Source organism: Rickettsia endosymbiont of Urophora cardui (assembly GCF_964030725.1).
Taxonomy (GTDB): Bacteria; Pseudomonadota; Alphaproteobacteria; order Rickettsiales; family Rickettsiaceae; genus Rickettsia.
The window spans coordinates 193,484-219,432 of record NZ_CAXIPY010000002.1; the positions used below are offsets into that span (position 1 = coordinate 193,484).

The following is a 25,949-nucleotide window of genomic DNA, read 5'->3' on the forward strand; positions in this document are numbered from 1 at the left end:
GCTCGCAATGACACAATAATAAAACATATAAATATGAATAATAATTTTCCAAAAATATCAATAGTTTTACCGGTTTACAATAGGGAAAAATTATTGCCGAAAGCTATTGAAAGCTGCCTTAATCAAACATTTAAAGATTTTGAGCTTATTATAATCGATGACTGCTCTAAAGGTAAAAGTTTTGAAATAGCAAAGAAATATGCAAAGCAGGATCAGCGTATCAAAGTAATAAGAAATGAGCCTAATAAAAGATTGCCAGCTAGTCTTAATATTGCTTTTAAGGAGGCTAGGGGGCAGTATTTTACTTGGACTTCTGATGATAATCTTTTGCATGAAAATGCTTTAGCAAAAATGAATGATGTTTTAGATAATTCACCGGATATAGGGCTTGTTTATACCGATTATACTTTAATTGATGAGCAGGGCAAAATAGGGGCACGGCTCTATCAAGAATCTCCAGAATTTCTACCTATTCGTGATTGTGTCGGGGCATGCTTTCTATATAGGGCGGATATAGCAAAGATGGTAGGCGGATATAACGAAAACATGCATTTAGTTGATGATTATGAATATTGGCTTCGGTTTGGGCTTGTTACAAAGTTTGCTCATATACCAGAGTCGCTATATTTTTATATGGTGCATGATCAGAGCCTAACAACTGAGCGTAAAGCAGAAGCCCAAAAAGCTAAAAAAGCTTTAAAGGAATTATTTAAGGATAAATATATTATTCCCAATAAGATTAAGCCTATAGATGATTTATATAGCTGGTTTATTGAGGATAAAAATTTAAATTCTTATCTCAAATTATTAAAAATAATAATTTGTAACCCTATAATTACCCTTTCTTATATTCTAAAAAACCTTAAAAGAATTAGATAAATTGTTATTGATAAAAGCAGAAATAGGGGTATTATTCTATAGTGTCATTCCTGCGATCAACGGAATGACAATAAAAGCTCTTTTCAAGCCCTGGGATTGAACCCACATAACAAATATACCCATATATGCCAAATCAAGACTTCTTACATTCATTAAATGAGCAGCAGCAAAAAGCAGTTCTTCATACCGAAGGACCTCTTCTTTTGCTTGCAGGAGCAGGAACTGGTAAGACGAAAGTACTCACCTCAAGAATTGCAAATATTATTCATCAAAATTTAGCATCCCCGCAGAATATTTTAGCTGTTACTTTCACGAATAAAGCAGCAAAAGAGATGCAGGAAAGAGTCCATAATTTGGTTAGCTCTTACGGTCTTAACATTGGCACTTTCCACTCAATGGCAGCAAGGATATTGCGTGATCAAATAGAGCATTTAAATCTCGGTTTAAATAGCAGATTCACTATTATTAGCCAAGATGATCAACTAAGATTGATTAAGGATATAGTAAAGCTTAAAAATATTGATACTAAAAAATATGCTCCTAAATTAATACATATCGTAATCTCACGTTGGAAAGATCAAGGTTTATTGCCAAATAAATTATCAAGTTCTGATACTAATTTACCGCTGCAACGTGTAGCAAAACTTGTTTATGAAGAATATCAGCAAAATTTACTTATCTCTAACGTAGTGGATTTTGGGGATTTATTGCTTTATAATAATGAGCTTTTCATTAAAAACCCTGAGATATTAAAATATTACCAAGAAAAATATCGTTATATTTTAATTGATGAGTATCAAGATACTAATGTCGTGCAATATTTATGGGCAAGAATGCTTGCGAGCTTCAGTAAAAATATCTGCTGTGTTGGTGATGATGATCAGTCTATTTATGGTTGGCGTGGTGCAGAAGTTGGTAATATATTACGTTTTGAAAAGGATTTTTTAAATGCCACAATTATTAAATTAGAGCAGAATTATAGATCAACTCTGCCAATTCTTGCGGCTGCTTCGAATGTTATCAATAACAATAAAAATCGTCATGGCAAAACCTTATGGACTGATAAGGAAAGTGGTGAAAAGATCAAAATTATATCTTGTTGGAATGATAAAGAAGAAGCAAGATATATTGTCTCCGAAATAGCTAGGTTAGTGCGAGAGGGAAGATATAGTGCAGGAAATATTGCTATATTAATAAGGGCAGGGTTTCAAACTAGAAGCTTTGAAGAAGCCTTTATAAATAGTGCTATGCCTTATAAAATTATCGGCGGTTTGCGGTTCTATGAACGTATGGAAATAAGAGATGTGCTGGCTTATATCCGTATTGCCTTAAACCAAAATGATAATTTAGCATTAGAGCGTATTATTAACGTACCGAAAAGAGCAATAGGGGCAGTGACGTTAAATAAAATTAAACTATATGCTATAGAAAAAAATATCTCTAATTTTGCCGCTATTAAAGAAATGCTAGAAGATGGGGAGATAAAAACAAAATCCTATGAAACTTTAAAAGATTTAGTTACCAAAATTAGCAATTGGCATGAAAGATTTAGCTTTGATGCTCCAATAAATGTAACTAAAGCAATACTCGATGATTCCGGATATTTAGAAATGCTTCAGGAAGAGAAAACTGAAGAAGCTTTAGGCAGGATCGAGAATATCAACGAAATGCTAAGAGCTATTGTTGAGTTTAACGATATTCATGATTTTATTGAGCATTCTAGCTTAGTTATGGAAAATGAAGTTTTAGAAACCAATTATGGTGGTTCTGTAACAATAATGACACTACACGGTGCTAAGGGTCTTGAATTTGATGTAGTATTTTTGCCAGGTTGGGAAGAGGGGGTGTTTCCGTCTCAAAGATCTTTAGATGAAGAGGGTGAAAAAGGTTTGGAAGAAGAACGCCGCATTGCTTATGTTGGTATTACTAGAGCTAAAAAAGAGCTTTATATTACCCATGCTGAAAGCCGTAAAATATTCTACGAAATAGTCAGATCATACCCATCAAGGTTCTTAGCTGAAATCCCAGAGGAAATGATTATCCGCACATCTTTTATGAAAAAATATGATTCTTTTTATAAATTTTAACTATTTTTTTTGCTAGAATTTAAAATTAATTTGGCATTTTTTCTATTATGTTTATTATTATTTAAATAAATTAAAAAAGGAATAATATGATAGAGAATTTAAAAGCTGATGACAGAGTTCAGGAAATGGAAGACATAATTGATATTCAAGAAAAGGACTTAAATATTGATGATCCAGCTCAGCAATTACCAAAAAAAGACTTAGCTGATAAAACAATTAATGAGATTGAAGAGACAAAAAATTTAAAAATTGATGATCAGAACCAGCAATTATCAAATAGAAATGTAGTAAACGCTAAAATCAACGATATTACAGGAGTAATTAGAAAGTTTGATCAATATCAGTCATTAGTACCTAAGGATCTTTCTTTTTTTGATCAACCACTTCAATATATACAAAATTTTGGTGGAGGGTCAGATTTAGGTTATGATCTTATAAGATCCTATCTTAAAGAAGAAAAAATTCAAGATTTTGTTGAGAGCATAAATGAAAATGCAAAACAAAATGCTGCAATAACTACAAAGCAAAATAGAGATAAAATTAAACTTTATGCTGCAAAAATTGAAGCCAATCTAAAAGGATTTAGACCAGGTTTAGATTTAGCATCAATGAAACGTGTACTAAGTGAATTTAATGATCAAGATATAAGTACTTTAACAAATGCAATTAATGAATCATTAGTTGAAGTGAGCAATAATAAGATTCCTGCAAAAGGATATACTGAAACACTGCTAGAAGCAGTTACAAAAAAATTATCTAATTCTTTCTCACAACAACAATTGCAACAATGTAAGGAATTTATTCAAAGTGGGCAAAAAAATAAAAAAACATACACAGAATCGGAAATGGATAGAAAAGAAATTTCTCAAGCAGTAGAAGGTTCGATAAATCAACTGACCGAAAGGTTAGATAAAAATACTCGCGAAAGTAAAGCGTTAGAACCTGTAGTAAAGCTTTTTTCCTCTTTATATGAAAGTGCAAATGAAAAACTTATTGAAAAAACAGGAGCAATTTTAAAGAATTTAGATTCTGCTTATCTAACTGAAAATAGTCCTAAAATAGTCTCGGAGCTAAAAGAAATTAATGACAAAGGTACTTCTCTTTGGGAAAAGTTTAAGTCAATTTTTACAGGTCAAGATTATTTAAAGAAAAGATTAGAACAATCAATAAATAAATATGCAGCGTTAAGTGATGAACATGTAAAAAAAGAAATTGATAATAAAATCTTTTTAAATGCTTTAACAAACGAACAAATTGCTGCCGGCTTAACAAAATTAATGAATAAAACTGTTGAGCCAAAAGAAGTTAATAATCCTAATCTTAATTTAGTTGCAATAAGAAAAGCAAACCCTGAAATATTTGATAAATTATTATTTGCCAACCAATCTCAAACATCTTCAAAAGACAAACCTGATATTCATCAAGAGAATCAGAAAGTAAGAACAAGAGGACCTGGTCTTTAATTAGCCTTCTTTCCAAGCTGTGAAGATTTCTAAAAATACGCTCTTATCAATAAAATAAGTAAGTATGTAGAAATATTGCAAGATATGGTTTCAGTTTTATTACAAAATGAAAAGTTACTAGATCCGTTAATGCGGCAAATTACTAAAAACGCTAATTTAGGATGAGGGATAGATAGAAAGCTTATAGATAAAGGGTTTAAAGGAGATTAATGTTGAGTTATGATAGATTTTTTTAATAAAAGATCAGTAACTCAACATGAAAAGATGTATCATAACTGTATATTATTTAGTAGATAGTCTATCCGCCAAAAACACTTCAAATCCTGATCATTTGTAATGGGATAGAGTTTTGACAACAAATTGCTAAGATTTTCAATAAAAATTAATAAGTTATGTTAATTTTTACTGATACATTTCTGTGTTGGTCTAATTTTGATATGGAGCTATTGTTAACGATTTTTTATCGTTCATCTAGTTTTTGCATGATGATATTTTTGATTTATGTGGAGTTAGACACGATTTGTAAATGATTTGCAATGCATCGTAAATTCAAACCAATAGCAGAGATTATTGGATTGATAATATCTCCTATCATACCTTTCAAGAAGTTTCTACCCATCCGACCATATTGCTTTAAGTGACCTATTATTGGTTCTATGGCACTGCGTCTCTTGATCATAGACTTGTCCTCTTGTAACAACTTCTTCCGCGTTTTTGGGGTATATACCTTACTCTTCTCCTTTACATTGCTACCACTATACCCAAGATCAACAAATGATTTCTTTATCTTGATTCCAGTGACACTCTCTACTGCTTCAAAGCTCTGATGCAATGTATGACCATCATAAGGATTATTATGAAACGATTTTGCGGATAAAACAAAATTTCTACGACCACTTACTACTACCGCTACTTTATTGCCAAACTCATATGGCTTGTTGCGTTTTCCCTTTCCTATACACTCTACTTCAGGGGCATGAAAACTATATAATACTTTGTTATCTTCTTTATATTGCTTTTTAGCTTCTCTTTTTAAAACAGATTGGTTATGTATTTGTTTTATTTTTTGCAATACTTCTTGATTTTTGAGAGACAAGTTTAATTGCTTATTTTTGATCTCACGCTCACATACTCTAATCAAACGACCCAGTAATATTTTTAAATGCTTCATTATTTTCCAACGCTTCTTGGCTTTACTATGTTCTTTATATTTCCATAGCTTTACTATATCGCGTTTATAGGTTCTAGCGTATGTTTCATTCAAATGTATACCCAAACTGTTGCAAAGCTTTACTATGCTAAGCCTAGCTTTATCCATTAAATAAACATCGTGTGGGTGTTTGATATTCTTAATTTGTACAGTCGTATCAGCGATGATTAATTCCAAATCTTTTTTTTTAATTGTGTTAGTTTTTATCCCAACCCTGATAAACTCCGATAATATCTCATTATATCCAGCTTCACCTAATACACTACGAAACCGTCGTATACTAGTTTCCGAGATAGCTATGTCTTTTTCTATATATTCCCACCCGCAGAAATACTGCCAATACATATTCTCTTTTAGCTCTTCCTCTGATAATGAATCTGAAAAATTATACATTGCTTGTAGCATCGTTATGCCAAGCATCACTCTATGACATTTTCTATTTCTACCAAATTTCTTAATACAAACATTTTTTGATAACCACTCTTCGAGCCTAGACCAATTTATTAATTCTCTTAATTTATATAGCTTATTATTTGGGTTTAATTCTTCTTTTAATTTATAACCAAACAGTTTCCCTTGTTCTTGCGATTTGATAATGTTGTCTATTGGCATTGACTGAAATCCATAAGGTTTATGACCATATTTTATCATTTTCTTACGGATTGTTGTATTACTTCTTGTCTTAAAACCATATTATCTATAAGGCTTGTAGAGTTTTGGCGGACGGACTATATAATTTTTAGCAAAAAAACAAGAGTATCCCCATGAAGAAAGATATTACTGCATTATTTTGTTTTGTCGATGATTTTTGTAAAATTAGCGAGCAGTGGATTAATAAATCATTTCTACCATTAATTGGCTCTGTCTCATCAATTGTGTAAATTTCGTGAACCATTAAATTCTACCATCAAATTTGATCATAAAATGAGCCATAGCTTCATTCCAATTGGGGATAGGCATAGACCATTTTTTGGTAATATAATCAATTGTCAGATATAAAACTTTAAATACTGCGTCATCATTTGGAAAGATGCGTTTATTCTTAGTAACTTTTCTCAATTGGCTATTCAGCGATTCTATCGCATTTGTAGTGTAAATAATCTTACGAATCTCCTTTGGATATTGCAAGAAAATTATCAAATTATCCCAATTATTATACCAAGATTTAGCTATATGCGGATATTGCTTACTCCATTTTTGATCAAATGACTCAAGAGCTAATTCTGCTTCTTTTTCAGTAGCAGAAGTATAGATTAGTTTCAAATCCGCTGCTAATTGCTTTCTATCTTTATATGATACATATTTGAGGCTATTCCTGATCTGATGGACAATACAAATTTGATGTTCAGTTTTCGGATATACTGATGCAATAGCATCAGACGTTAGTGATGAACGAACATTAGAATTACCCATGACGAATATTAAAATTACCCATTTTTGAGTAAAAAATATTGTCTAAAGTGTTACATTATTATCCTCCGATTTTATAGTTAATTTTTTGCCTTTAGCTGTAGCGATTCTATAACTTTCAGTATTGAGTTCAAGAATTGAAGAATGGTGAACCAATCTGTCAATAACTGCTGACGTAGTCATTTCATCTTTAAAAATAGTATTCCATTTTGCAAAAACTAAATTGCTAGTAAATGATGCTCCTCGCAGCAGAGCTACGAGGTATCTATCCAAAAAGCTTTAACTGTTTTTGTTGAAATGCTTTATAAGAAGGTTTGCCTGAACCTTGATTCTGTACATAATTACGTAATTTCTGCTCATCACCATGTTTACCTACTGTGCTCATAAAATATCCTTTACTCCAAAACTCACTTCCCCATAATTTTTCTTTAAGATTTGGATATTTCTCAAACATTTTCTTAGAAGTAATACTTTTTATGATTTGAGTTATTTTTGTTGGGCTATACATTGGTATTGACTGTAATAAAAAATGTACGTGATCTTTATCTACTCCTATTTCTAAAAATCTAATTTCATAACGATCTTCTATGTGCTCACAAATTTTACACAAATAATCATCTAGTTCTTGATTGAATATTACTCTTCTATACTTTGCCGGCGTTACTAAATGATATATTAGTACTGTGACATTATGACTCTTATGTATATAACTGCTTTCTTCCATTCAAGTAGTATATCACGAAGCAGAGCTTCGGGGAATTAAACCCTGAGAGATTAATACACTACGCATTTCATAACGTTCAGCTAATAAGGTAAATAAAACATCAGTTTCTTCACGATTATATGGTACATATGATATATCATCAATTATCAATATTTCAAAATAATCGAATTTTTTAATAATTTGCTTAAGTTTTAAACTAAGCTTTGCTTCTAGTAATTGTTGAACCAAATTAGCTGCTGTTGTATATAATACACGTCTACCAGCAAGACACTACTCACGTGCTAAACCTATACTAAGATGACTTTTGCCAGTGCCAGGATTACCAAAAATAAGTATATTTTCATAGCGATCCATAAATTCTCCTTGTGCAAGATATTGGATCTTAGTTGGCGATAATCCTGGGATACGCTTAATATCAAAGTTGCTTAATAACTTATCTCGAGAGAGTTTTGCTTGCTTCAGCAATCTGGCAATACGTTGTTGTTGTCTATGTTCTAACTCACGTATGGCTAACTCCTGTAGATAATCTATATATGTTTTCTTTTCTTGCTCAAAGCTTTCTGCAACTGATTTATAGCACGATGCAAAAGTAGGTAAGCAAAGGTTCTTGAGTAAATTATTTAGCGGTTGCGGAGTTATTATCTGTCTACTCATGCAACCTCCATTGTTTTAAAGCAATGTAATTGATCATATTCAGACAGTATTGGTTGATTAATTTTTACTGAACAAACAGTTTGAGTCTGGCTATTTAGTAAATCTGTAATATGATCAATTATTGGCTCAATCTTCTTTTCTAATAGCACTTCTAATGCAGTAACTACATTCAATTCTCCATACATTTTTGCTAATTGTAATATTTTAAGATATATTTTATGCCCTTTATATGGATATATAGAGATAAGCTGGTCATATACCTGACGAAATATAGCACGTGGGAATAAAGCTTCATAATATTGATATTGAACAAATGCTCCAGGTTTACGTACTAAACTATCAATAATATGTCTATAATCAATAACATAGCCATTGCTGATTCTAGACATTTTTTGTAAACATTTGTTACCATAGTAAAGCTCTATTTCTTCAGAATAAATATAAGCTTTTAAAGTATAACCTATTAAGCGACTAGGCACAGAATAAGCTACAGATAAAATACTAACTGTACTGCTTGGATTAACACGTACTGATAATATTGTAGGTGCATTCCGAGTCTTTTGCAATGATTGTGTAAATTTTTGTTGAGCCTATATTAGAAGTAATTAAAAATATAGGTAACAGAAATGCAAATAGAGAAGAATAAAAAAATAAATGAAGCAATAGATTTGCTGATAGAAGGTGGAGTAGATTTAAAAACAGTACTAAGTCAGAATGGAATGATGCTCCTCGCAGCAGAGCTACGAGGTATCTAAAAAAGTTTTAGTTGTTTCTTATGATATCACGAAGCAGAGCTTCGGGGAATTAAACCCTGAGAGATTAATTAAGGAATTAACCAAGGGTATTTTAGAGCGAGCACTGCATGCTGAGATGTCAGAACATTTAGGTTATAGCAAGTATGATAGAGCTGAAACTGAGAATGCGAGGAATGGTAGTTTTAGTAAGAATCTGATTAGTGAGAATGGTACTATAGAGCTAAATGTTCCAAGAGACAGACAAGGTAAATTTGAACCTATAATAGTCTCAAAGAAACAAACAAGAATAGATGGCTTAGACCAAAAGATAATATCCTTATATGCGAAGGGTATGAGTGTGTCTGATATTAAAACACAATTGCAAGAATTATATGGAGCTGAGATCAGTGAGAGCCTAATCAGCAGGATTACAGATGAAGTAATAGATGAGGTCAAGATTTGGCAGAGTAGACCTCTTGAATCAGTATACCCTATAGTATATTTTGACTGTTTAGTAGTGAAAGTAAGACAAGATAAACTTATTATTAATCTCTCAGGGTTTAATTCCCCGAAGCTCTGCTTCGTGATATCATAAGAAACAACTAAAACTTTTTTAGATACCTCGTAGCTCTGCTGCGAGGAGCATCATTAAAAACCCTACAAGAAAGCCTGAAATAAGCTATTCTGAGCTGTTAACAATAGTGCTTTTATACCATCAATCACCTTGTAAAAACTTTAAATATTTTTATATGTCCTATCGGCTCTGTCTCATCAATTGTGTAAATTTCGTGAACCATTAAATTCTACCATCAAATTTGATCATAAAATGAGCCATAGCTTCATTCCAATTGGGGATAGGCATAGACCATTTTTTGGTAATATAATCAATTGTCAGATATAAAACTTTAAATACTGCGTCATCATTTGGAAAGATGCGTTTATTCTTAGTAACTTTTCTCAATTGGCTAGGCTCTGTCTCATCAATTGTGTAAATTTCGTGAACCATTAAATTCTACCATCAAATTTGATCATAAAATGAGCCATAGCTTCATTCCAATTGGGGATAGGCATAGACCATTTTTTGGTAATATAACCAATTGTCAGATATAAAACCTTAAATACTGCGTCATCATTTGGAAAGATGCGTTTATTCTTAGTAACTTTTCTCAATTGGCTATTCAGCGATTCTATCGCATTTGTAGTGTAAATAATCTTACGAATCTCCTTTGGATATTGCAAGAAAATTATCAAATTATCCCAATTATTATACCAAGATTTAGCTATATGCGGATATTGCTTACTCCATTTTTGATCAAATGACTCAAGAGCTAATTCTGCTTCTTTTTCAGTAGCAGAAGTATAGATTAGTTTCAAATCCGCTGCTAATTGCTTTCTATCTTTATATGATACATATTTGAGGCTATTCCTGATCTGATGGACAATACAAATTTGATGTTCAGTTTTCGGATATACTGATGCAATAGCATCAGACATACCAGTTAGATTATCACTACAAGCAATTAAGATATCTTTTACTCCTCGATTCTTCATTTCAGTAAAATTACCAAGCCAAAATTTAGCTCCTTCATTCTCACTTATCCATAAGCCTAAAATATCCTTTCTGCCAGATAAATCTATTCCTAAAGCTACATATACTGATTTATTAATAATAAGTTTATCTTGTCTTACTTTCACTACTAAACAGTCAAAATATACTATAGGGTATACTGATTCAAGAGGTCTACTCTGCCAAATCTTGACCTCATCTATTACTTCATCTGTAATCCTGCTGATTAGGCTCTCACTGATCTCAGCTCCATATAATTCTTGCAATTGTGTTTTAATCAGGAGTTTCGCACTTAGCAAATAATATGCTAATCTAGAGAAAAATAGTTTTAGATAAAAATGACAAGATCAAAATGTAGCAAAGATTTATATAAATCATTCTTACAAGCAAGTAGTGTAAGATATACTAGCAAAGCATTATCTGAAGTAAGTCCATTAGATCTATCGCACGATAGTGCAAGTCGATGGTTAAAGAGTAAGGATTTTCGCCCTAGCGAAATCTATAGCAAAGTGTCAAAATATATTGATCTGGAAGATCCTTGTTTATTAGTAGGAGATGACACCTTATTGTCAAAGCAATACAGTAAGAGGATCGAGCTTGTAAATTATCAATATTCTGGGGCTGTACATGATGTTATACCTGGTATAGGAATGGTAAACTTACTGCATTACAATACTCAAATTGATCAATCTACTCCTGTAGATTATAGAATATATGATAAAGAAACTGATGGTAAAACAAAGAACGAGCATTTTTGTGATATGCTTACTTTAGCTAAAGAAAGAGGTATCAAGCCTGATGCTATAGTTATGGATGCTTGGTATAGTGGTTTGGATAATTTAAAACATATACGTAATTTAGGTTGGATATGGGTTACCAACCTAAGAAAAAATAGAAAAGTTAATCGTAATGTTAGCTTGGAAACTTTAGAGATTCCCGATGAAGGGCTAAAAATTCACCTACGTGGATACGGTTGGGTTACGGTATTTAAGTTTGTGGCAAAAAATGGTCGCATTGATTACATAACAACTAATTTAGAGAATCCTACACGTGAGCAAATAGAGAAAATTGTTAAGGCGCGTTGGTCTATAGAAGTTTATCATCGAGAATTGAAACAAACTTGTGGTATTGAATGCTGTCAGGCACGCACGGGTCGAGCTCAAAGAAATCATATTTGCCTTGCTGTATTGGCCTGGCTTGATATGAACAAAAGGAGGATAAATGAAAACATTACTTTATATCAACAAACTTGGGAAGTTATAAAAACATCAATTCAGAACAACATTAAATGGCTTCTAACTAATACACAATTTTGCTAAGTGCGAAACTCCTGTTAATATCAGACACACTCATACCCTTCGCATATAAGGATATTATCTTTTGGTCTAAGCCATCTATTCTTGTTTGTTTCTTTGAGACTATTATAGGTTCAAATTTACCTTGTCTGTCTCTTGGAACATTTATCTCTATAGTACCATTCTCACTAATCAGATTCTTACTAAAACTACCATTCCTCGCATTCTCAGTTTCAGCTCTATCATACTTGCTATAACCTAAATGTTCTGACATCTCAGCATGCAGTGGATAGTGGACTAATGGTATGGACCTCCTGATATAGAGAATGAAAAGCAGTTGCTAATCTTCTAGGGTTAATATTTAACATATTAAAACAACAATTAAGGAGGTCCATATGGAGGTTACTACAATTGGTATAGATATTGCAAAAAGAATTTTTCAAATTCATGGTGTAGATAAAAATGGCAAGACAGTATTAAAGAAAAAATTGATGAGAGATCAGGTTTTGACATTTATGGCTAATTTACCACAATGTTTAGTAGGGATGGAAGCTTGTGGTGGTTCTAGTTATTGGGCAAGAGAAATAACTAAATTAGGGCATGAAGTAAAACTAATGGCACCGCAATTTGTCAAACCATATGTTAAAACTAATAAAAATGATCAAGCAGATGCTGAAGCGATATGTGAAGCCGTGACAAGACCTAATATGAGATTTGTTGCAATTAAAACTATAGAGCAACAAGAAATTTTATCAATACATAGGGTAAGAGAGAGATTGGTAAAAAATCGTACAGCACTTGCTAATGAAATTAGGGGGCTACTACATGAGTTTGGTTTTATTGTTCCTCAAGGCATTAATAAGGTTATCACAAAATTAATTGAGATTTTAGATGCAGGGAAATTAAGCCAGTTAAGTTATCAAACATTTAGTGAACTAAAAGAAGAATTCTTAGATAATAACAGAAAAATAAAAGAGATAGAAAAACGATTAACAATGATAGCAAGTAACCTAACTCAATATCAACGATTAAGAGCTATACCTGGTCTTGGTTTAATTACTGCTACTGCTTTAATAGCATCAATAGGTAATGCTACAAGTTTTGAGAATGGCAGGCAATTATCGGCATGGCTAGGATTAGTGCCAAGACAACATTCAAGTGGTGGGAAGGATAAGCTGCTGGGAATTAGCAAGCGAGGTGATGTATACTTACGCACTTTATTAATTCAAGGGGCTAGAGCTGTACTAAATGCCAAGATAAGATTTACATCGGAAGAACAGAAATCTAAAAAAGATTTTAGCCAATTTACGAAATGGATGTTTAATTTATCTGAGCGAAGTAGCCATAATAAAACGACAGTTGCCATAGCTAATAAGTTGGCAAGAGTGGTGTTTGCTGTACTAAGATCAGGAGATGATTATGTAGAGAGTAAAGTTTGTAGCTAAAGAGTGTGTAGCATAGCACTTATAAGTAAAATAAATGGTGATTTATATAATGAATAGGTAAAAGCAAAACAATATGTAAGAGATTCCAACCCGAAATATGCTTGAGATAATTAATATTGATGGTAAATAAGACAAACCTTAGCTTACAAAAAAACTGCGTTTTTCAGTGGCTCTTTTAGAAGCCGATGGACTGATAAGTATATAGTTTGTAAGCCAGCGAATTCCATCAGGGCTGTAGAATAAATTAGGTTGATTTATCAGCTATAAGCCGGATACATGACTGCATTTGTTTGTTTTTATTATTGATGTTATTTTTTTCTTGCATTCTACAGGAGGTCCATACATGAAAAATCAAGACAAAAAAATGAGTAGTATGTTTTCCTAATTTTTCGATTATCAGGCAGCAATTTGCTGATAATTTTGCATATAATTCAGATATACATTCATAGGCTTTTTATAACCAATACTTGAATGAAATCTGTGATAATTATATTTATTCAGATAATGATCAATCCCCTCTTTTAACTCTTTAACATTGTTAAAATCATTAATAAAGATACAATTATATTTTAAAGTTCTAAAAAACCTTTCTATTACTATATTATCAATACTTCTACCTTTGCCATTCATTGAAATTTGGATATCATGCTCCTTGAGAATATTTATGTGGTCATAACTGGTATATTGGCTACCTTGATCACTATTAAATATCTGTGGAGCGTTATACTTACTGAGAGCTTGTTTCAAGACATCAGTTACAAGAGATGCATCCATAGAATTTGACAGTTTATAGCTCAATATGGCCTTGCTATGCCAATCTATAATAGCTGCCATATACATAAAGCCACCATTAGTTCTAATGTAAGTAATGTCACCACTCCAAACCTCATTCACATTAGGCACATACACTTGCTTTGTTGAGCCAGATTTAGTCCAATATTGATCAAGTAAGTAGCTATAGATCTTATGCTCACTATCGTTTCGAGAAGTAGATTTTTTCTTATGTGGGTAAATAGCTTCTATACCCATCATCCTCATATATTTCAGTACTCGATCTTTACCGACAATAAAACCATCTTCTAGTAACTGTTGATGAATATAGCGATAACCAAATTCAGGATTATCTGTATATATTTCATCTATTCTATTTAAAATACTTAATTTATTTATACTCATCTCCTTGGATTTATAGTAGGCTGTAGATCGACTAATCTTTAATAGTTCACACTGTCTTGATTTTGAGAGTTGATTTAGCTTGGAGTGTACAAGACTCTTTTTATTTGATAAATCCAAGCTTTTGAGCTTTCCCACGGCCCAGTCCCTCTCAACTGTGATTCTACCAAGAGCTTTAGCAAGTTCATCATTTTGCTCTTGTAAATGATTTATTTGTGCTTGATATTCACTCAAAACTTTAGCTGGTTCAAAAGCTAATGCCGCATTACCTAAAAACTGTTTTTTCCAATTTTGAATTGTTTTAACACTTATTGCATATTTTGAAGCTAACTGACCAAGTGTCGACTCCTCTTTTATTAATTCTAATACTATCCCCGTTTTTTCTGAAGCACTGAAAATTTTTACTTTCAGGAGTTTCGCACTTAGCAAATAATATGCTAATCTAGAGAAAAATAGTTTTAGATAAAAATGACAAGATCAAAATGTAGCAAAGATTTATATAAATCATTCTTACAAGCAAGTAGTGTAAGATATACTAGCAAAGCATTATCTGAAGTAAGTCCATTAGATCTATCGCACGATAGTGCAAGTCGATGGTTAAAGAGTAAGGATTTTCGCCCTAGCGAAATCTATAGCAAAGTGTCAAAATATATTGATCTGGAAGATCCTTGTTTATTAGTAGGAGATGACACCTTATTGTCAAAGCAATACAGTAAGAGGATCGAGCTTGTAAATTATCAATATTCTGGGGCTGTACATGATGTTATACCTGGTATAGGAATGGTAAACTTACTGCATTACAATACTCAAATTGATCAATCTACTCCTGTAGATTATAGAATATATGATAAAGAAACTGATGGTAAAACAAAGAACGAGCATTTTTGTGATATGCTTACTTTAGCTAAAGAAAGAGGTATCAAGCCTGATGCTATAGTTATGGATGCTTGGTATAGTGGTTTGGATAATTTAAAACATATACGTAATTTAGGTTGGATATGGGTTACCAACCTAAGAAAAAATAGAAAAGTTAATCGTAATGTTAGCTTGGAAACTTTAGAGATTCCCGATGAAGGGCTAAAAATTCACCTACGTGGATACGGTTGGGTTACGGTATTTAAGTTTGTGGCAAAAAATGGTCGCATTGATTACATAACAACTAATTTAGAGAATCCTACACGTGAGCAAATAGAGAAAATTGTTAAGGCGCGTTGGTCTATAGAAGTTTATCATCGAGAATTGAAACAAACTTGTGGTATTGAATGCTGTCAGGCACGCACGGGTCGAGCTCAAAGAAATCATATTTGCCTTGCTGTATTGGCCTGGCTTGATATGAACAAAAGGAGGATAAATGAAAACATTACTTTATATCAACAAACTTGGGAAGTTATAAAAACATCAATTCAGAACAACATTAAATGGCTTCTAACTAATACACAATTTTGCTAAGTGCGAAACTCCTGACTTTATTTTTCTTCATCTTTCCTCTTAAGTTTATTGCTATTTATTCTAACTTATTGCGGAAACACACTCCTTCATTTTTTTGTCCAATTTTTTCATGTATGGACCTCCTGTAGAATGCAAGAAAAAAATAACATCAATAATAAAAACAAACAAATGCAGTCATGTATCCGGCTTATAGCTGATAAATCAACCTAATTTATTCTACAGCCCTGATGGAATTCGCTGGCTTACAAACTATATACTTATCAGTCCATCGGCTTCTAAAAGAGCCACTGAAAAACGCAGTTTTTTTGTAAGCTAAGGTTTGTCTTATTTACCATCAATATTAATTATCTCAAGCATATTTCGGGTTGGAATCTCTTACATATTGTTTTGCTTTTACCTATTCATTATATAAATCACCATTTATTTTACTTATAAGTGCTATGCTACACACTCTTTAGCTACAAACTTTACTCTCTACATAATCATCTCCTGATCTTAGTACAGCAAACACCACTCTTGCCAACTTATTAGCTATGGCAACTGTCGTTTTATTATGGCTACTTCGCTCAGATAAATTAAACATCCATTTCGTAAATTGGCTAAAATCTTTTTTAGATTTCTGTTCTTCCGATGTAAATCTTATCTTGGCATTTAGTACAGCTCTAGCCCCTTGAATTAATAAAGTGCGTAAGTATACATCACCTCGCTTGCTAATTCCCAGCAGCTTATCCTTCCCACCACTTGAATGTTGTCTTGGCACTAATCCTAGCCATGCCGATAATTGCCTGCCATTCTCAAAACTTGTAGCATTACCTATTGATGCTATTAAAGCAGTAGCAGTAATTAAACCAAGACCAGGTATAGCTCTTAATCGTTGATATTGAGTTAGGTTACTTGCTATCATTGTTAATCGTTTTTCTATCTCTTTTATTTTTCTGTTATTATCTAAGAATTCTTCTTTTAGTTCACTAAATGTTTGATAACTTAACTGGCTTAATTTCCCTGCATCTAAAATCTCAATTAATTTTGTGATAACCTTATTAATGCCTTGAGGAACAATAAAACCAAACTCATGTAGTAGCCCCCTAATTTCATTAGCAAGTGCTGTACGATTTTTTACCAATCTCTCTCTTACCCTATGTATTGATAAAATTTCTTGTTGCTCTATAGTTTTAATTGCAACAAATCTCATATTAGGTCTTGTCACGGCTTCACATATCGCTTCAGCATCTGCTTGATCATTTTTATTAGTTTTAACATATGGTTTGACAAATTGCGGTGCCATTAGTTTTACTTCATGCCCTAATTTAGTTATTTCTCTTGCCCAATAACTAGAACCACCACAAGCTTCCATCCCTACTAAACATTGTGGTAAATTAGCCATAAATGTCAAAACCTGATCTCTCATCAATTTTTTCTTTAATACTGTCTTGCCATTTTTATCTACACCATGAATTTGAAAAATTCTTTTTGCAATATCTATACCAATTGTAGTAACCTCCATATGGACCTCCTTAATTGTTGTTTTAATATGTTAAATATTAACCCTAGAAGATTAGCAACTGCTTTTCATTCTCTATATCAGGAGGTCCATACCATTAGTCCATTATAGTGCTCGCTCTAAAATACCCTTGGTTAATTCCTTAATTAATCCATTCTGACTTAGTACTGTTTTTAAATCTACTCCGCCTTCTATCAGCAAATCTATTGCTTCATTTATTTTTTTATTCTTCTCTATTTGCATTTCTGTTACCTATATTTTTAATTACTTCTAATATAGGCTCAACAAAAATTTACACAATCATTGCAAAAGACTCGTCCTATCTACAATTATATAAATCAGACTTTGTAACTCTTCCATCATATACTCGTTTTATAGCTCTAAAACCAAGAGTTCTGAGTTATTTAGTTTTATTACTTGAATGGTATATGCAGGCAGCTCAATCTACGGGAGTTTCTTATATTGACGCCACATCTTTAGAGGTTTGTCATCGAAAAAGAATCTCTCGTAATAAAGTCTTTGCCGGTATTGCTGCTTTGGGTAAAACAACAAAAAGTTGGTTTTTTGGTCTAAAATTACATTTGGTTATTCACGAAAAAGGTGAGATTCAAGGTCTAAAACTAACGCCTGGTAATGTAGATGATAGAGCGCCGGTTTCGATAATCACCAAACATATCACGGGATTATTGTTTGGCGATAAGGGTTATAGGAAAGTTCTATAATTAATTAAGCCAGATATAATCAATTTTTAATCTCTCAGGGTTTAATTCCCCGAAGCTCTGCTTCGTGATATCATAAGAAACAACTAAAACTTTTTTAGATACCTCGTAGCTCTGCTGCGAGGAGCATCATTTAAATATAGATATATCATGGCTCATTTAACGATAGATGAAAGATTTAAAATATACGAAATGAATAAGAGTGGTTATAGCTCGCGATATATAGGGACAAAGATTGGCCGTGATAAAAGCACTATATGTTATGAACTCAAGAGAATGAGGCATAATTATAGACCAGATAGGGCTAACACACTTGCTTGCAGTTTAAGGCAAGGTAAGAGAAAAAGAAAATTAGATATTGATAATAATTTACGAGCAGAAATAATAAAGCAGTTAACACAGGGTATTTCACCAGATATAATTTCAGGTAGACGTAAACTATCACGAGATACTGTCAATATTTCTACAGAGAGTATATATAGCTAACACGGAAATGTTTCTACCACAGATTAGGAAAAACTTAGGCATTGATCAATAATTTTATGTAAACAGTTTTTAAAGTTAGTCCAGCAATGTTTAATAGGATTTAGATCTGGTGAATATGTGAGTAAATACAAAAACTATGGTAAAAACCTTTTCGCGTTAGCTATACCAGTTTATTTATACATCTCCTATAGCACAAAGGCAAAAATTATATTTATCTTTAGCAAGAAAAAGGAAAAATAGGTTGCATCATGGTACAAGAATCAGAAACAAAAGAATTACAATACCAAATCGAGTTTCCATTACTGAAAGACCAGAGATAAATAGAAAGATAGCAGCAATAGGTCATTTAGAAGGTGATTTAACTTTTAACAAAGGTAATCAAAGTCGTAATATAGGCGCTCTTGTGGATATCAGAACACAAAAAGTGTTTCTCACTTTAAACCGTTCAAAAAGAACACAAGATGTGATTGGTAACATGAATAAAAAACTTAAACAATTGTCGCATATAATCAAAAGCATAACGTTTGTAGAAGTTAAGATTTGATCTTACAGACACTATAAATTTTGCCCCTGATTGTCAGTTAAATTTTGACTGTCAGATACATATTCAAGATACAAGATTTCATTATTCTTTTCAACAGCTAATTTCTTACTATCCTTAAAAGTTTGCATAGGAGTTTTTCCATAACAATATTTACCAGAATGAGGTCTTTCATTATTGAAATACTCTAGCCAGATATCAAGATCTAATTGTAGGTCATCAAGAGCTGTATAAATCTTTTTCCGCATAGCTGTATCAAAGAATTCTTGTTTCATGGTTTTATTAAAACGCTCACACATACCGTTTGTTTGAGGAGAATATGCTTTAGTAGTAGTATGCTCTATACCTTCGATACTTAGAAATAATTCAAAAGCATGATGCTCTATATTCCCCTTATATTCTGACCCACGATCTGTCAGAATACGAAGTATTGGTATCCCTTGAGTCTCATACCATGGTAACACTCGGTCATTAAGCATATCAGCAGCAGTTAAAGCTGTTTTATCAGTATATAGTTTAACATCAGCTACTCTGCTGTAGCTATCAATAAATACCTGAGAATAAACCTTACCTATACCCTTAAAGTTGCCTACATAATATGTATCTTGGCATCCTAGATACCCTGGATGCTGTGTCTCAATTTCTCCATGAGCTTCTTTTTCATTACGACGCTTCTCTAGCACTTGTAATTGTGCCTCAGTAAGCACAATACCATCTTGAGCCATTTTTGCTTCTAATGCTTTAAGTCTTTTACTGATGTTGTTTAAATCATTACGTAACCAAATTGATCTTACTCCCCCAGGTGATACAAGTACACCTGTCTTTTTAAGCTCATTTGATACTCTTAGCTGACCATATGCTGGATATTCTATTGCCATATCTAGTACTGCTTTCTCTACAGCAGGATCAACTCTATTCGCTATTATTGGCTTTCTTCGACTAATTTCATACAACGCTTCTTCGCCACCAGTTTCATACAGTTCTTTAAATCTGTAATAACTATCTCTACTATATCCCATCGCTTTACATGCTGATGATATACTACCAAGGCTCTTAGCTAATTCAAGTAAACCTAATTTTGGTTTTATTATTTTTTGATTTAAGTTCATTCTTTATCTCCATTTAATAATTAATTTATTTTACTAAATGTAAGATATAATCTCAACTATTACACTTAATTAATACTGGAATTTACCTTCTTCATTTCAGTAAAATTACCAAGCCAAAATTTAGCTCCTTCATTCTCACTTATCCATAAGCCTAAAATATCCTTTCTGCCAGATAAATCTATTCCTAAAGCTACATATACTGATTTATTAATAATAAGTTTATCTTGTCTCACTTTCACTACTAAACAGTCAAAATATACTATAGGGTATACTGATTCAAGAGGTCTACTCTGCCAAATCTTGACCTCATCTATTACTTCATCTGTAATCCTGCTGATTAGGCTCTCACTGATCTCAGCTCCATATAATTCTTGCAATTGTGTTTTAATATCAGACACACTCATACCCTTCGCATATAAGGATATTATCTTTTGGTCTAAGCCATCTATTCTTGTTTGTTTCTTTGAGACTATTATAGGTTCAAATTTACCTTGTCTGTCTCTTGGAACATTTATCTCTATAGTACCATTCTCACTAATCAGATTCTTACTAAAACTACCATTCCTCGCATTCTCAGTTTCAGCTCTATCATACTTGCTATAACCTAAATGTTCTGACATCTCAGCATGCAGTGCTCGCTCTAAAATACCCTTGGTTAATTCCTTAATTAATCCATTCTGACTTAGTACTGTTTTTAAATCTACTCCGCCTTCTATCAGCAAATCTATTGCTTCATTTATTTTTTTATTCTTCTCTATTTGCATTTCTGTTACCTATATTTTTAATTACTTCTAATATAGGCTCAACAAAAATTTACACAATTATTGCAAAAGACTCAACGCGAAAAGGTTTTTACCATAGTTTTTGTATTTACTCACATATTCACCAGATCTAAATCCTATTAAATATTGCTGGACTAACTTTAAAAACTGTTTACATAAAATTATTGATCAATGCCTAAGTTTTTCCTAATCTGTGGTAGAAACATTTCCGTGTTAGCTATAACTCCGCAACCGCTAAATAATTTACTCAAGAACCTTTGCTTACCTACTTTTGCATCGTGCTATAAATCAGTTGCAGAAAGCTTTGAGCAAGAAAAGAAAACATATATAGATTATCTACAGGAGTTAGCCATACGTGAGTTAGAACATAGACAACAACAACGTATTGCCAGATTGCTGAAGCAAGCAAAACTCTCTCGAGATAAGTTATTAAGCAACTTTGATATTAAGCGTATCCCAGGATTATCGCCAACTAAGATCCAATATCTTGCACAAGGAGAATTTATGGATCGCTATGAAAATATACTTATTTTTGGTAATCCTGGCACTGGCAAAAGTCATCTTAGTATAGGTTTAGCACGTGAGTGGTGTCTTGCTGGTAGACGTGTATTATATACAACAGCAGCTAATTTGGTTCAACAATTACTAGAAGCAAAGCTTAGTTTAAAACTTAAGCAAATTATTAAAAAATTCGATTATTTTGAAATATTGATAATTGATGATATATCATATGTACCATATAATCGTGAAGAAACTGATGTTTTATTTACCTTATTAGCTGAACGTTATGAAATGCGTAGTGTATTAATTACTAGCAATTTAGTTTTTGCAAAATGGAATACTATTTTTAAAGATGAAATGACTACGTCAGCAGTTATTGACAGATTGGTTCACCATTCTTCAATTCTTGAACTCAATACTGAAAGTTATAGAATCGCTACAGCTAAAGGCAAAAAATTAACTAGTCTATCCGCCAAAAACACTTCAAATCCTGATCATTTGTAATGGGATAGAGTTTTGACAACAAATTGCTAAGATTTTCAATAAAAATTAATAAGTTATGTTAATTTTTACTGATACATTTCTGTGTTGGTCTAATTTTGATATGGAGCTATTGTTAACGATTTTTTATCGTTCATCTAGTTTTTGCATGATGATATTTTTGATTTATGTGGAGTTAGACACGATTTGTAAATGATTTGCAATGCATCGTAAATTCAAACCAATAGCAGAGATTATTGGATTGATAATATCTCCTATCATACCTTTCAAGAAGTTTCTACCCATCCGACCATATTGCTTTAAGTGACCTATTATTGGTTCTATGGCACTGCGTCTCTTGATCATAGACTTGTCCTCTTGTAACAACTTCTTCCGCGTTTTTGGGGTATATACCTTACTCTTCTCCTTTACATTGCTACCACTATACCCAAGATCAACAAATGATTTCTTTATCTTGATTCCAGTGACACTCTCTACTGCTTCAAAGCTCTGATGCAATGTATGACCATCATAAGGATTATTATGAAACGATTTTGCGGATAAAACAAAATTTCTACGACCACTTACTACTACCGCTACTTTATTGCCAAACTCATATGGCTTGTTGCGTTTTCCCTTTCCTATACACTCTACTTCAGGGGCATGAAAACTATATAATACTTTGTTATCTTCTTTATATTGCTTTTTAGCTTCTCTTTTTAAAACAGATTGGTTATGTATTTGTTTTATTTTTTGCAATACTTCTTGATTTTTGAGAGACAAGTTTAATTGCTTATTTTTGATCTCACGCTCACATACTCTAATCAAACGACCCAGTAATATTTTTAAATGCTTCATTATTTTCCAACGCTTCTTGGCTTTACTATGTTCTTTATATTTCCATAGCTTTACTATATCGCGTTTATAGGTTCTAGCGTATGTTTCATTCAAATGTATACCCAAACTGTTGCAAAGCTTTACTATGCTAAGCCTAGCTTTATCCATTAAATAAACATCGTGTGGGTGTTTGATATTCTTAATTTGTACAGTCGTATCAGCGATGATTAATTCCAAATCTTTTTTTTTAATTGTGTTAGTTTTTATCCCAACCCTGATCAACTCCGATAATATCTCATTATATCCAGCTTCACCTAATACACTACGAAACCGTCGTATACTAGTTTCCGAGATAGCTATGTCTTTTTCTATATATTCCCACCCGCAGAAATACTGCCAATACATACAGGAGTTTCGCACTTAGCAAATAATATGCTAATCTAGAGAAAAATAGTTTTAGATAAAAATGACAAGATCAAAATGTAGCAAAGATTTATATAAATCATTCTTACAAGCAAGTAGTGTAAGATATACTAGCAAAGCATTATCTGAAGTAAGTCCATTAGATCTATCGCACGATAGTGCAAGTCGATGGTTAAAGAGTAAGGATTTTCGCCCTAGCGAAATCTATAGCAAAGTGTCAAAATATATTGATCTGGAAGATCCTTGTTTATTAGTGGGAGATGACACCTTATTGTCAAAGCAATACAGTAAGAGGATCGAGCTTGTAAATTATCAATATTCTGGGGCTGTACATGATGTTATACCTGGTATAGGAATGGTAAACTTACTGCATTACAATACTCAAATTGATCAATCTACTCCTGTAGATTATAGAATATATGATAAAGAAACTGATGGTAAAACAAAGAACGAGCATTTTTGTGATATGCTTACTTTAGCTAAAGAAAGAGGTATCAAGCCTGATGCTATAGTTATGGATGCTTGGTATAGTGGTTTGGATAATTTAAAACATATACGTAATTTAGGTTGGATATGGGTTACCAACCTAAGAAAAAATAGAAAAGTTAATCGTAATGTTAGCTTGGAAACTTTAGAGATTCCCGATGAAGGGCTAAAAATTCACCTACGTGGATACGGTTGGGTTACGGTATTTAAGTTTGTGGCAAAAAATGGTCGCATTGATTACATAACAACTAATTTAGAGAATCCTACACGTGAGCAAATAGAGAAAATTGTTAAGGCGCGTTGGTCTATAGAAGTTTATCATCGAGAATTGAAACAAACTTGTGGTATTGAATGCTGTCAGGCACGCACGGGTCGAGCTCAAAGAAATCATATTTGCCTTGCTGTATTGGCCTGGCTTGATATGAACAAAAGGAGGATAAATGAAAACATTACTTTATATCAACAAACTTGGGAAGTTATAAAAACATCAATTCAGAACAACATTAAATGGCTTCTAACTAATACACAATTTTGCTAAGTGCGAAACTCCTGTGTAGAATAAATTAGGTTGATTTATCAGCTATAAGCCGGATACATGACTGCATTTGTTTGTTTTTATTATTGATGTTATTTTTTTCTTGCATTCTACAGGAGGTCCATACATGAAAAATCAAGACAAAAAAATGAGTAGTATGTTTTCCTAATTTTTCGATTATCAGGCAGCAATTTGCTGATAATTTTGCATATAATTCAGATATACATTCATAGGCTTTTTATAACCAATACTTGAATGAAATCTGTGATAATTATATTTATTCAGATAATGATCAATCCCCTCTTTTAACTCTTTAACATTGTTAAAATCATTAATAAAGATACAATTATATTTTAAAGTTCTAAAAAACCTTTCTATTACTATATTATCAATACTTCTACCTTTGCCATTCATTGAAATTTGGATATCATGCTCCTTGAGAATATTTATGTGGTCATAACTGGTATATTGGCTACCTTGATCACTATTAAATATCTGTGGAGCGTTATACTTACTGAGAGCTTGTTTCAAGACATCAGTTACAAGAGATGCATCCATAGAATTTGACAGTTTATAGCTCAATATGGCCTTGCTATGCCAATCTATAATAGCTGCCATATACATAAAGCCACCATTAGTTCTAATGTAAGTAATGTCACCACTCCAAACCTCATTCACATTAGGCACATACACTTGCTTTGTTGAGCCAGATTTAGTCCAATATTGATCAAGTAAGTAGCTATAGATCTTATGCTCACTATCGTTTCGAGAAGTAGATTTTTTCTTATGTGGGTAAATAGCTTCTATACCCATCATCCTCATATATTTCAGTACTCGATCTTTACCGACAATAAAACCATCTTCTAGTAACTGTTGATGAATATAGCGATAACCAAATTCAGGATTATCTGTATATATTTCATCTATTCTATTTAAAATACTTAATTTATTTATACTCATCTCCTTGGATTTATAGTAGGCTGTAGATCGACTAATCTTTAATAGTTCACACTGTCTTGATTTTGAGAGTTGATTTAGCTTGGAGTGTACAAGACTCTTTTTATTTGATAAATCCAAGCTTTTGAGCTTTCCCACGGCCCAGTCCCTCTCAACTGTGATTCTACCAAGAGCTTTAGCAAGTTCATCATTTTGCTCTTGTAAATGATTTATTTGTTCTTGATATTCACTCAAAACTTTAGCTGGTTCAAAAGCTAATGCCGCATTACCTAAAAACTGTTTTTTCCAATTTTGAATTGTTTTAACACTTATTGCATATTTTGAAGCTAACTGACCAAGTGTCGACTCCTCTTTTATTAATTCTAATACTATCCCCGTTTTTTCTGAAGCACTGAAAATTTTTACTTTATTTTTCTTCATCTTTCCTCTTAAGTTTATTGCTATTTATTCTAACTTATTGCGGAAACACACTCCTTCATTTTTTTGTCCAATTTTTTCATGT

19 protein-coding genes and 12 pseudogenes are annotated in these 25,949 nt (G+C 32.4%); 15 read left to right on the forward strand and 16 right to left on the reverse strand.

The genetic code is table 11. From position 1 onward, the window contains the following. Nucleotides 1-33: 33 nt before the first annotated feature. The 3 genes from AAHI98_RS02395 to AAHI98_RS02405 all read left to right on the forward strand — a co-directional run bounded on the left by AAHI98_RS02395 (nucleotide 34) and on the right by AAHI98_RS02405 (nucleotide 4,429). Nucleotides 34-879 carry a glycosyltransferase gene (locus AAHI98_RS02395; protein WP_342224933.1) on the forward strand — a complete coding sequence of 282 codons (846 nt, stop codon included), beginning with the start codon at nucleotides 34-36 and terminating at the stop codon, nucleotides 877-879. A gap of 125 nt (nucleotides 880-1,004) precedes the next feature. Then, nucleotides 1,005-2,966, forward strand: a complete 1,962-nt coding sequence (pcrA, locus tag AAHI98_RS02400) for a DNA helicase PcrA (RefSeq protein WP_342224934.1) — start codon at nucleotides 1,005-1,007, stop codon at nucleotides 2,964-2,966. 86 nt (nucleotides 2,967-3,052) lie between these two features. Next, nucleotides 3,053-4,429: a hypothetical protein gene (locus tag AAHI98_RS02405; RefSeq protein WP_342224935.1), complete on the forward strand. Its 1,377-nt coding sequence runs from the start codon at nucleotides 3,053-3,055 to the stop codon at nucleotides 4,427-4,429. 499 nt (nucleotides 4,430-4,928) lie between these two features. Here the strand turns inward: AAHI98_RS02405 and AAHI98_RS02410 are convergent, their stop codons facing one another. Next, the gene (locus AAHI98_RS02410) at nucleotides 4,929-6,290 is read right to left on the reverse strand and encodes an IS5 family transposase (RefSeq protein WP_342224936.1); all 1,362 of its coding nucleotides are present in this window, start codon (nucleotides 6,288-6,290) and stop codon (nucleotides 4,929-4,931) included. A gap of 113 nt (nucleotides 6,291-6,403) precedes the next feature. On the opposite strand from AAHI98_RS02410, the pseudogene AAHI98_RS18425 reads away from it, so the two are divergent. Further along, nucleotides 6,404-6,496, forward strand: a pseudogene (locus AAHI98_RS18425) (IS982 family transposase); the annotation flags it as partial. 37 nt (nucleotides 6,497-6,533) lie between these two features. Here AAHI98_RS18425 and AAHI98_RS02415 read toward each other — a convergent pair. The 5 genes and pseudogenes from AAHI98_RS02415 to AAHI98_RS02435 form a co-directional block, all read right to left on the reverse strand. After that, nucleotides 6,534-7,016: pseudogene (locus AAHI98_RS02415) on the reverse strand (IS256 family transposase); the annotation flags it as partial. 78 nt (nucleotides 7,017-7,094) lie between these two features. Then, nucleotides 7,095-7,322: an ATP-binding protein gene (locus tag AAHI98_RS02420; protein ID WP_342224937.1), complete on the reverse strand. Its 228-nt coding sequence runs from the start codon at nucleotides 7,320-7,322 to the stop codon at nucleotides 7,095-7,097. Continuing rightward, complete coding sequence (tnpA, locus tag AAHI98_RS02425; RefSeq protein WP_342224823.1) at nucleotides 7,315-7,773, reverse strand: IS200/IS605 family transposase; 459 nt, start codon at nucleotides 7,771-7,773, stop codon at nucleotides 7,315-7,317. The genes AAHI98_RS02420 and tnpA overlap by 8 nt, the downstream gene beginning before the upstream one ends. Nucleotides 7,774-7,785: 12 nt before the next feature. Continuing rightward, a pseudogene (locus AAHI98_RS02430) lies at nucleotides 7,786-8,427 on the reverse strand (ATP-binding protein). Continuing rightward, nucleotides 8,424-8,993 (reverse strand): Mu transposase domain-containing protein, encoded by a 570-nt coding sequence (locus AAHI98_RS02435; protein WP_342224938.1) that lies wholly within the window; start codon nucleotides 8,991-8,993, stop codon nucleotides 8,424-8,426. The pseudogene AAHI98_RS02430 and the gene AAHI98_RS02435 overlap by 4 nt, the downstream one beginning before the upstream one ends. A 60-nt stretch (nucleotides 8,994-9,053) precedes the next feature. Between AAHI98_RS02435 and AAHI98_RS02440 the strand changes: the two genes are divergently transcribed. From AAHI98_RS02440 to AAHI98_RS18430, 3 genes and pseudogenes are all read left to right on the forward strand, one after another. After that, nucleotides 9,054-9,182: a hypothetical protein gene (locus AAHI98_RS02440; RefSeq protein WP_342224793.1), complete on the forward strand. Its 129-nt coding sequence runs from the start codon at nucleotides 9,054-9,056 to the stop codon at nucleotides 9,180-9,182. A 25-nt stretch (nucleotides 9,183-9,207) separates the two neighbouring features. Then, nucleotides 9,208-9,717 (forward strand): annotated as a pseudogene (locus AAHI98_RS02445) (IS256 family transposase); the annotation flags it as partial. Nucleotides 9,718-9,811: 94 nt separating this feature from the next. Beyond that, nucleotides 9,812-9,919: pseudogene (locus AAHI98_RS18430) on the forward strand (IS982 family transposase); the annotation flags it as partial. Between the two features lie 38 nt (nucleotides 9,920-9,957). Here the strand turns inward: AAHI98_RS18430 and AAHI98_RS02455 are convergent. Both AAHI98_RS02455 and AAHI98_RS02460 read right to left on the reverse strand, forming a co-directional pair. Next, nucleotides 9,958-10,128 (reverse strand): annotated as a pseudogene (locus AAHI98_RS02455) (IS256 family transposase); the annotation flags it as partial. A gap of 38 nt (nucleotides 10,129-10,166) precedes the next feature. Beyond that, a pseudogene (locus AAHI98_RS02460) lies at nucleotides 10,167-11,006 on the reverse strand (IS256 family transposase); the annotation flags it as partial. A 60-nt stretch (nucleotides 11,007-11,066) separates the two neighbouring features. Between AAHI98_RS02460 and AAHI98_RS02465 the strand changes: the two are divergent. After that, nucleotides 11,067-12,047 carry an IS701 family transposase gene (locus AAHI98_RS02465; protein ID WP_342224656.1) on the forward strand — a complete coding sequence of 327 codons (981 nt, stop codon included), beginning with the start codon at nucleotides 11,067-11,069 and terminating at the stop codon, nucleotides 12,045-12,047. Between the two features lie 16 nt (nucleotides 12,048-12,063). On the opposite strand, the pseudogene AAHI98_RS02470 reads toward AAHI98_RS02465, so the two are convergent. After that, nucleotides 12,064-12,309, reverse strand: a pseudogene (locus AAHI98_RS02470) (transposase); the annotation flags it as partial. Nucleotides 12,310-12,418: 109 nt separating this feature from the next. On the opposite strand from AAHI98_RS02470, the gene AAHI98_RS02475 reads away from it, so the two are divergent. Then, on the forward strand, nucleotides 12,419-13,468 hold the full coding sequence (locus AAHI98_RS02475; RefSeq protein ID WP_342224642.1) for an IS110 family RNA-guided transposase: 1,050 nt from the start codon (nucleotides 12,419-12,421) through the stop codon (nucleotides 13,466-13,468). 396 nt (nucleotides 13,469-13,864) lie between these two features. On the opposite strand, the gene AAHI98_RS02480 is transcribed toward AAHI98_RS02475, so the two are convergent. Then, the gene (locus AAHI98_RS02480; protein WP_342224942.1) at nucleotides 13,865-15,070 is read right to left on the reverse strand and encodes an IS3 family transposase; all 1,206 of its coding nucleotides are present in this window, start codon (nucleotides 15,068-15,070) and stop codon (nucleotides 13,865-13,867) included. Nucleotides 15,071-15,109: 39 nt separating this feature from the next. On the opposite strand from AAHI98_RS02480, the gene AAHI98_RS02485 reads away from it, so the two are divergent. Continuing rightward, nucleotides 15,110-16,090 carry an IS701 family transposase gene (locus AAHI98_RS02485; RefSeq protein WP_342224656.1) on the forward strand — a complete coding sequence of 327 codons (981 nt, stop codon included), beginning with the start codon at nucleotides 15,110-15,112 and terminating at the stop codon, nucleotides 16,088-16,090. Between the two features lie 454 nt (nucleotides 16,091-16,544). Here AAHI98_RS02485 and AAHI98_RS02490 read toward each other — a convergent pair whose 3' ends face one another. Together AAHI98_RS02490 and AAHI98_RS02495 are read right to left on the reverse strand one after the other, a co-directional pair. Next, on the reverse strand, nucleotides 16,545-17,594 hold the full coding sequence (locus tag AAHI98_RS02490; RefSeq protein ID WP_342224642.1) for an IS110 family RNA-guided transposase: 1,050 nt from the start codon (nucleotides 17,592-17,594) through the stop codon (nucleotides 16,545-16,547). A 102-nt stretch (nucleotides 17,595-17,696) separates the two neighbouring features. Next, a complete protein-coding gene (locus AAHI98_RS02495; RefSeq protein ID WP_342224943.1) occupies nucleotides 17,697-17,834 on the reverse strand; it encodes a hypothetical protein in 138 nt (45 codons plus the stop codon). 77 nt (nucleotides 17,835-17,911) lie between these two features. Between AAHI98_RS02495 and AAHI98_RS02500 the strand changes: the two are divergent. The 3 pseudogenes from AAHI98_RS02500 to AAHI98_RS02510 form a co-directional block, all read left to right on the forward strand. Next, a pseudogene (locus tag AAHI98_RS02500) lies at nucleotides 17,912-18,304 on the forward strand (transposase); the annotation flags it as partial. A 156-nt stretch (nucleotides 18,305-18,460) separates the two neighbouring features. Continuing rightward, nucleotides 18,461-18,784 (forward strand): annotated as a pseudogene (locus AAHI98_RS02505) (helix-turn-helix domain-containing protein); the annotation flags it as partial. Nucleotides 18,785-18,959: 175 nt separating this feature from the next. Then, nucleotides 18,960-19,319, forward strand: a pseudogene (locus AAHI98_RS02510) (transposase); the annotation flags it as partial. Nucleotides 19,320-19,351: 32 nt separating this feature from the next. Here the strand turns inward: AAHI98_RS02510 and AAHI98_RS02515 are convergent. Further along, the gene (locus AAHI98_RS02515) at nucleotides 19,352-20,446 is read right to left on the reverse strand and encodes an IS481 family transposase (RefSeq protein WP_342224693.1); all 1,095 of its coding nucleotides are present in this window, start codon (nucleotides 20,444-20,446) and stop codon (nucleotides 19,352-19,354) included. Between the two features lie 89 nt (nucleotides 20,447-20,535). Continuing rightward, nucleotides 20,536-21,210, reverse strand: a pseudogene (locus AAHI98_RS02520) (IS256 family transposase); the annotation flags it as partial. Between the two features lie 189 nt (nucleotides 21,211-21,399). Between AAHI98_RS02520 and istB the strand changes: the two are divergent. Beyond that, the gene (gene istB / locus AAHI98_RS02525) at nucleotides 21,400-22,233 is read left to right on the forward strand and encodes an IS21-like element helper ATPase IstB (RefSeq protein ID WP_342224947.1); all 834 of its coding nucleotides are present in this window, start codon (nucleotides 21,400-21,402) and stop codon (nucleotides 22,231-22,233) included. 162 nt (nucleotides 22,234-22,395) lie between these two features. Here the strand turns inward: istB and AAHI98_RS02530 are convergent, their stop codons facing one another. Further along, on the reverse strand, nucleotides 22,396-23,466 hold the full coding sequence (locus AAHI98_RS02530; protein WP_342224948.1) for an IS5 family transposase: 1,071 nt from the start codon (nucleotides 23,464-23,466) through the stop codon (nucleotides 22,396-22,398). A gap of 46 nt (nucleotides 23,467-23,512) precedes the next feature. Between AAHI98_RS02530 and AAHI98_RS02535 the strand changes: the two genes are divergently transcribed. Next, nucleotides 23,513-24,493 (forward strand): IS701 family transposase, encoded by a 981-nt coding sequence (locus AAHI98_RS02535; protein ID WP_342224656.1) that lies wholly within the window; start codon nucleotides 23,513-23,515, stop codon nucleotides 24,491-24,493. A 177-nt stretch (nucleotides 24,494-24,670) separates the two neighbouring features. Here AAHI98_RS02535 and AAHI98_RS02540 read toward each other — a convergent pair whose 3' ends face one another. Then, nucleotides 24,671-25,867 (reverse strand): IS3 family transposase, encoded by a 1,197-nt coding sequence (locus AAHI98_RS02540; RefSeq protein WP_342224663.1) that lies wholly within the window; start codon nucleotides 25,865-25,867, stop codon nucleotides 24,671-24,673. Nucleotides 25,868-25,949 lie beyond the last annotated feature (82 nt).

Bases quoted from the DNA above. Each gene is read 5' to 3' on its own strand.
- AAHI98_RS02395 (WP_342224933.1), top strand. From the start codon at position 34: ATGAATAATAATTTTCCAAAAATATCAATAGTTTTACCGGTTTACAAT.
- pcrA (WP_342224934.1), top strand. From the start codon at position 1,005: ATGCCAAATCAAGACTTCTTACATTCATTAAATGAGCAGCAGCAAAAA.
- AAHI98_RS02405 (WP_342224935.1), top strand. From the start codon at position 3,053: ATGATAGAGAATTTAAAAGCTGATGACAGAGTTCAGGAAATGGAAGAC.
- AAHI98_RS02410 (WP_342224936.1), bottom strand. From the start codon at position 6,290: ATGATAAAATATGGTCATAAACCTTATGGATTTCAGTCAATGCCAATA.
- tnpA (WP_342224823.1), bottom strand. From the start codon at position 7,773: ATGGAAGAAAGCAGTTATATACATAAGAGTCATAATGTCACAGTACTA.
- AAHI98_RS02440 (WP_342224793.1), top strand. From the start codon at position 9,054: ATGCAAATAGAGAAGAATAAAAAAATAAATGAAGCAATAGATTTGCTG.
- AAHI98_RS02465 (WP_342224656.1), top strand. From the start codon at position 11,067: ATGACAAGATCAAAATGTAGCAAAGATTTATATAAATCATTCTTACAA.
- AAHI98_RS02475 (WP_342224642.1), top strand. From the start codon at position 12,419: ATGGAGGTTACTACAATTGGTATAGATATTGCAAAAAGAATTTTTCAA.
- AAHI98_RS02485 (WP_342224656.1), top strand. From the start codon at position 15,110: ATGACAAGATCAAAATGTAGCAAAGATTTATATAAATCATTCTTACAA.
- AAHI98_RS02490 (WP_342224642.1), bottom strand. From the start codon at position 17,594: ATGGAGGTTACTACAATTGGTATAGATATTGCAAAAAGAATTTTTCAA.
- AAHI98_RS02495 (WP_342224943.1), bottom strand. From the start codon at position 17,834: ATGCAAATAGAGAAGAATAAAAAAATAAATGAAGCAATAGATTTGCTG.
- AAHI98_RS02515 (WP_342224693.1), bottom strand. From the start codon at position 20,446: ATGAACTTAAATCAAAAAATAATAAAACCAAAATTAGGTTTACTTGAA.
- istB (WP_342224947.1), top strand. From the start codon at position 21,400: ATGCCTAAGTTTTTCCTAATCTGTGGTAGAAACATTTCCGTGTTAGCT.
- AAHI98_RS02535 (WP_342224656.1), top strand. From the start codon at position 23,513: ATGACAAGATCAAAATGTAGCAAAGATTTATATAAATCATTCTTACAA.
- AAHI98_RS02540 (WP_342224663.1), bottom strand. From the start codon at position 25,867: ATGAAGAAAAATAAAGTAAAAATTTTCAGTGCTTCAGAAAAAACGGGG.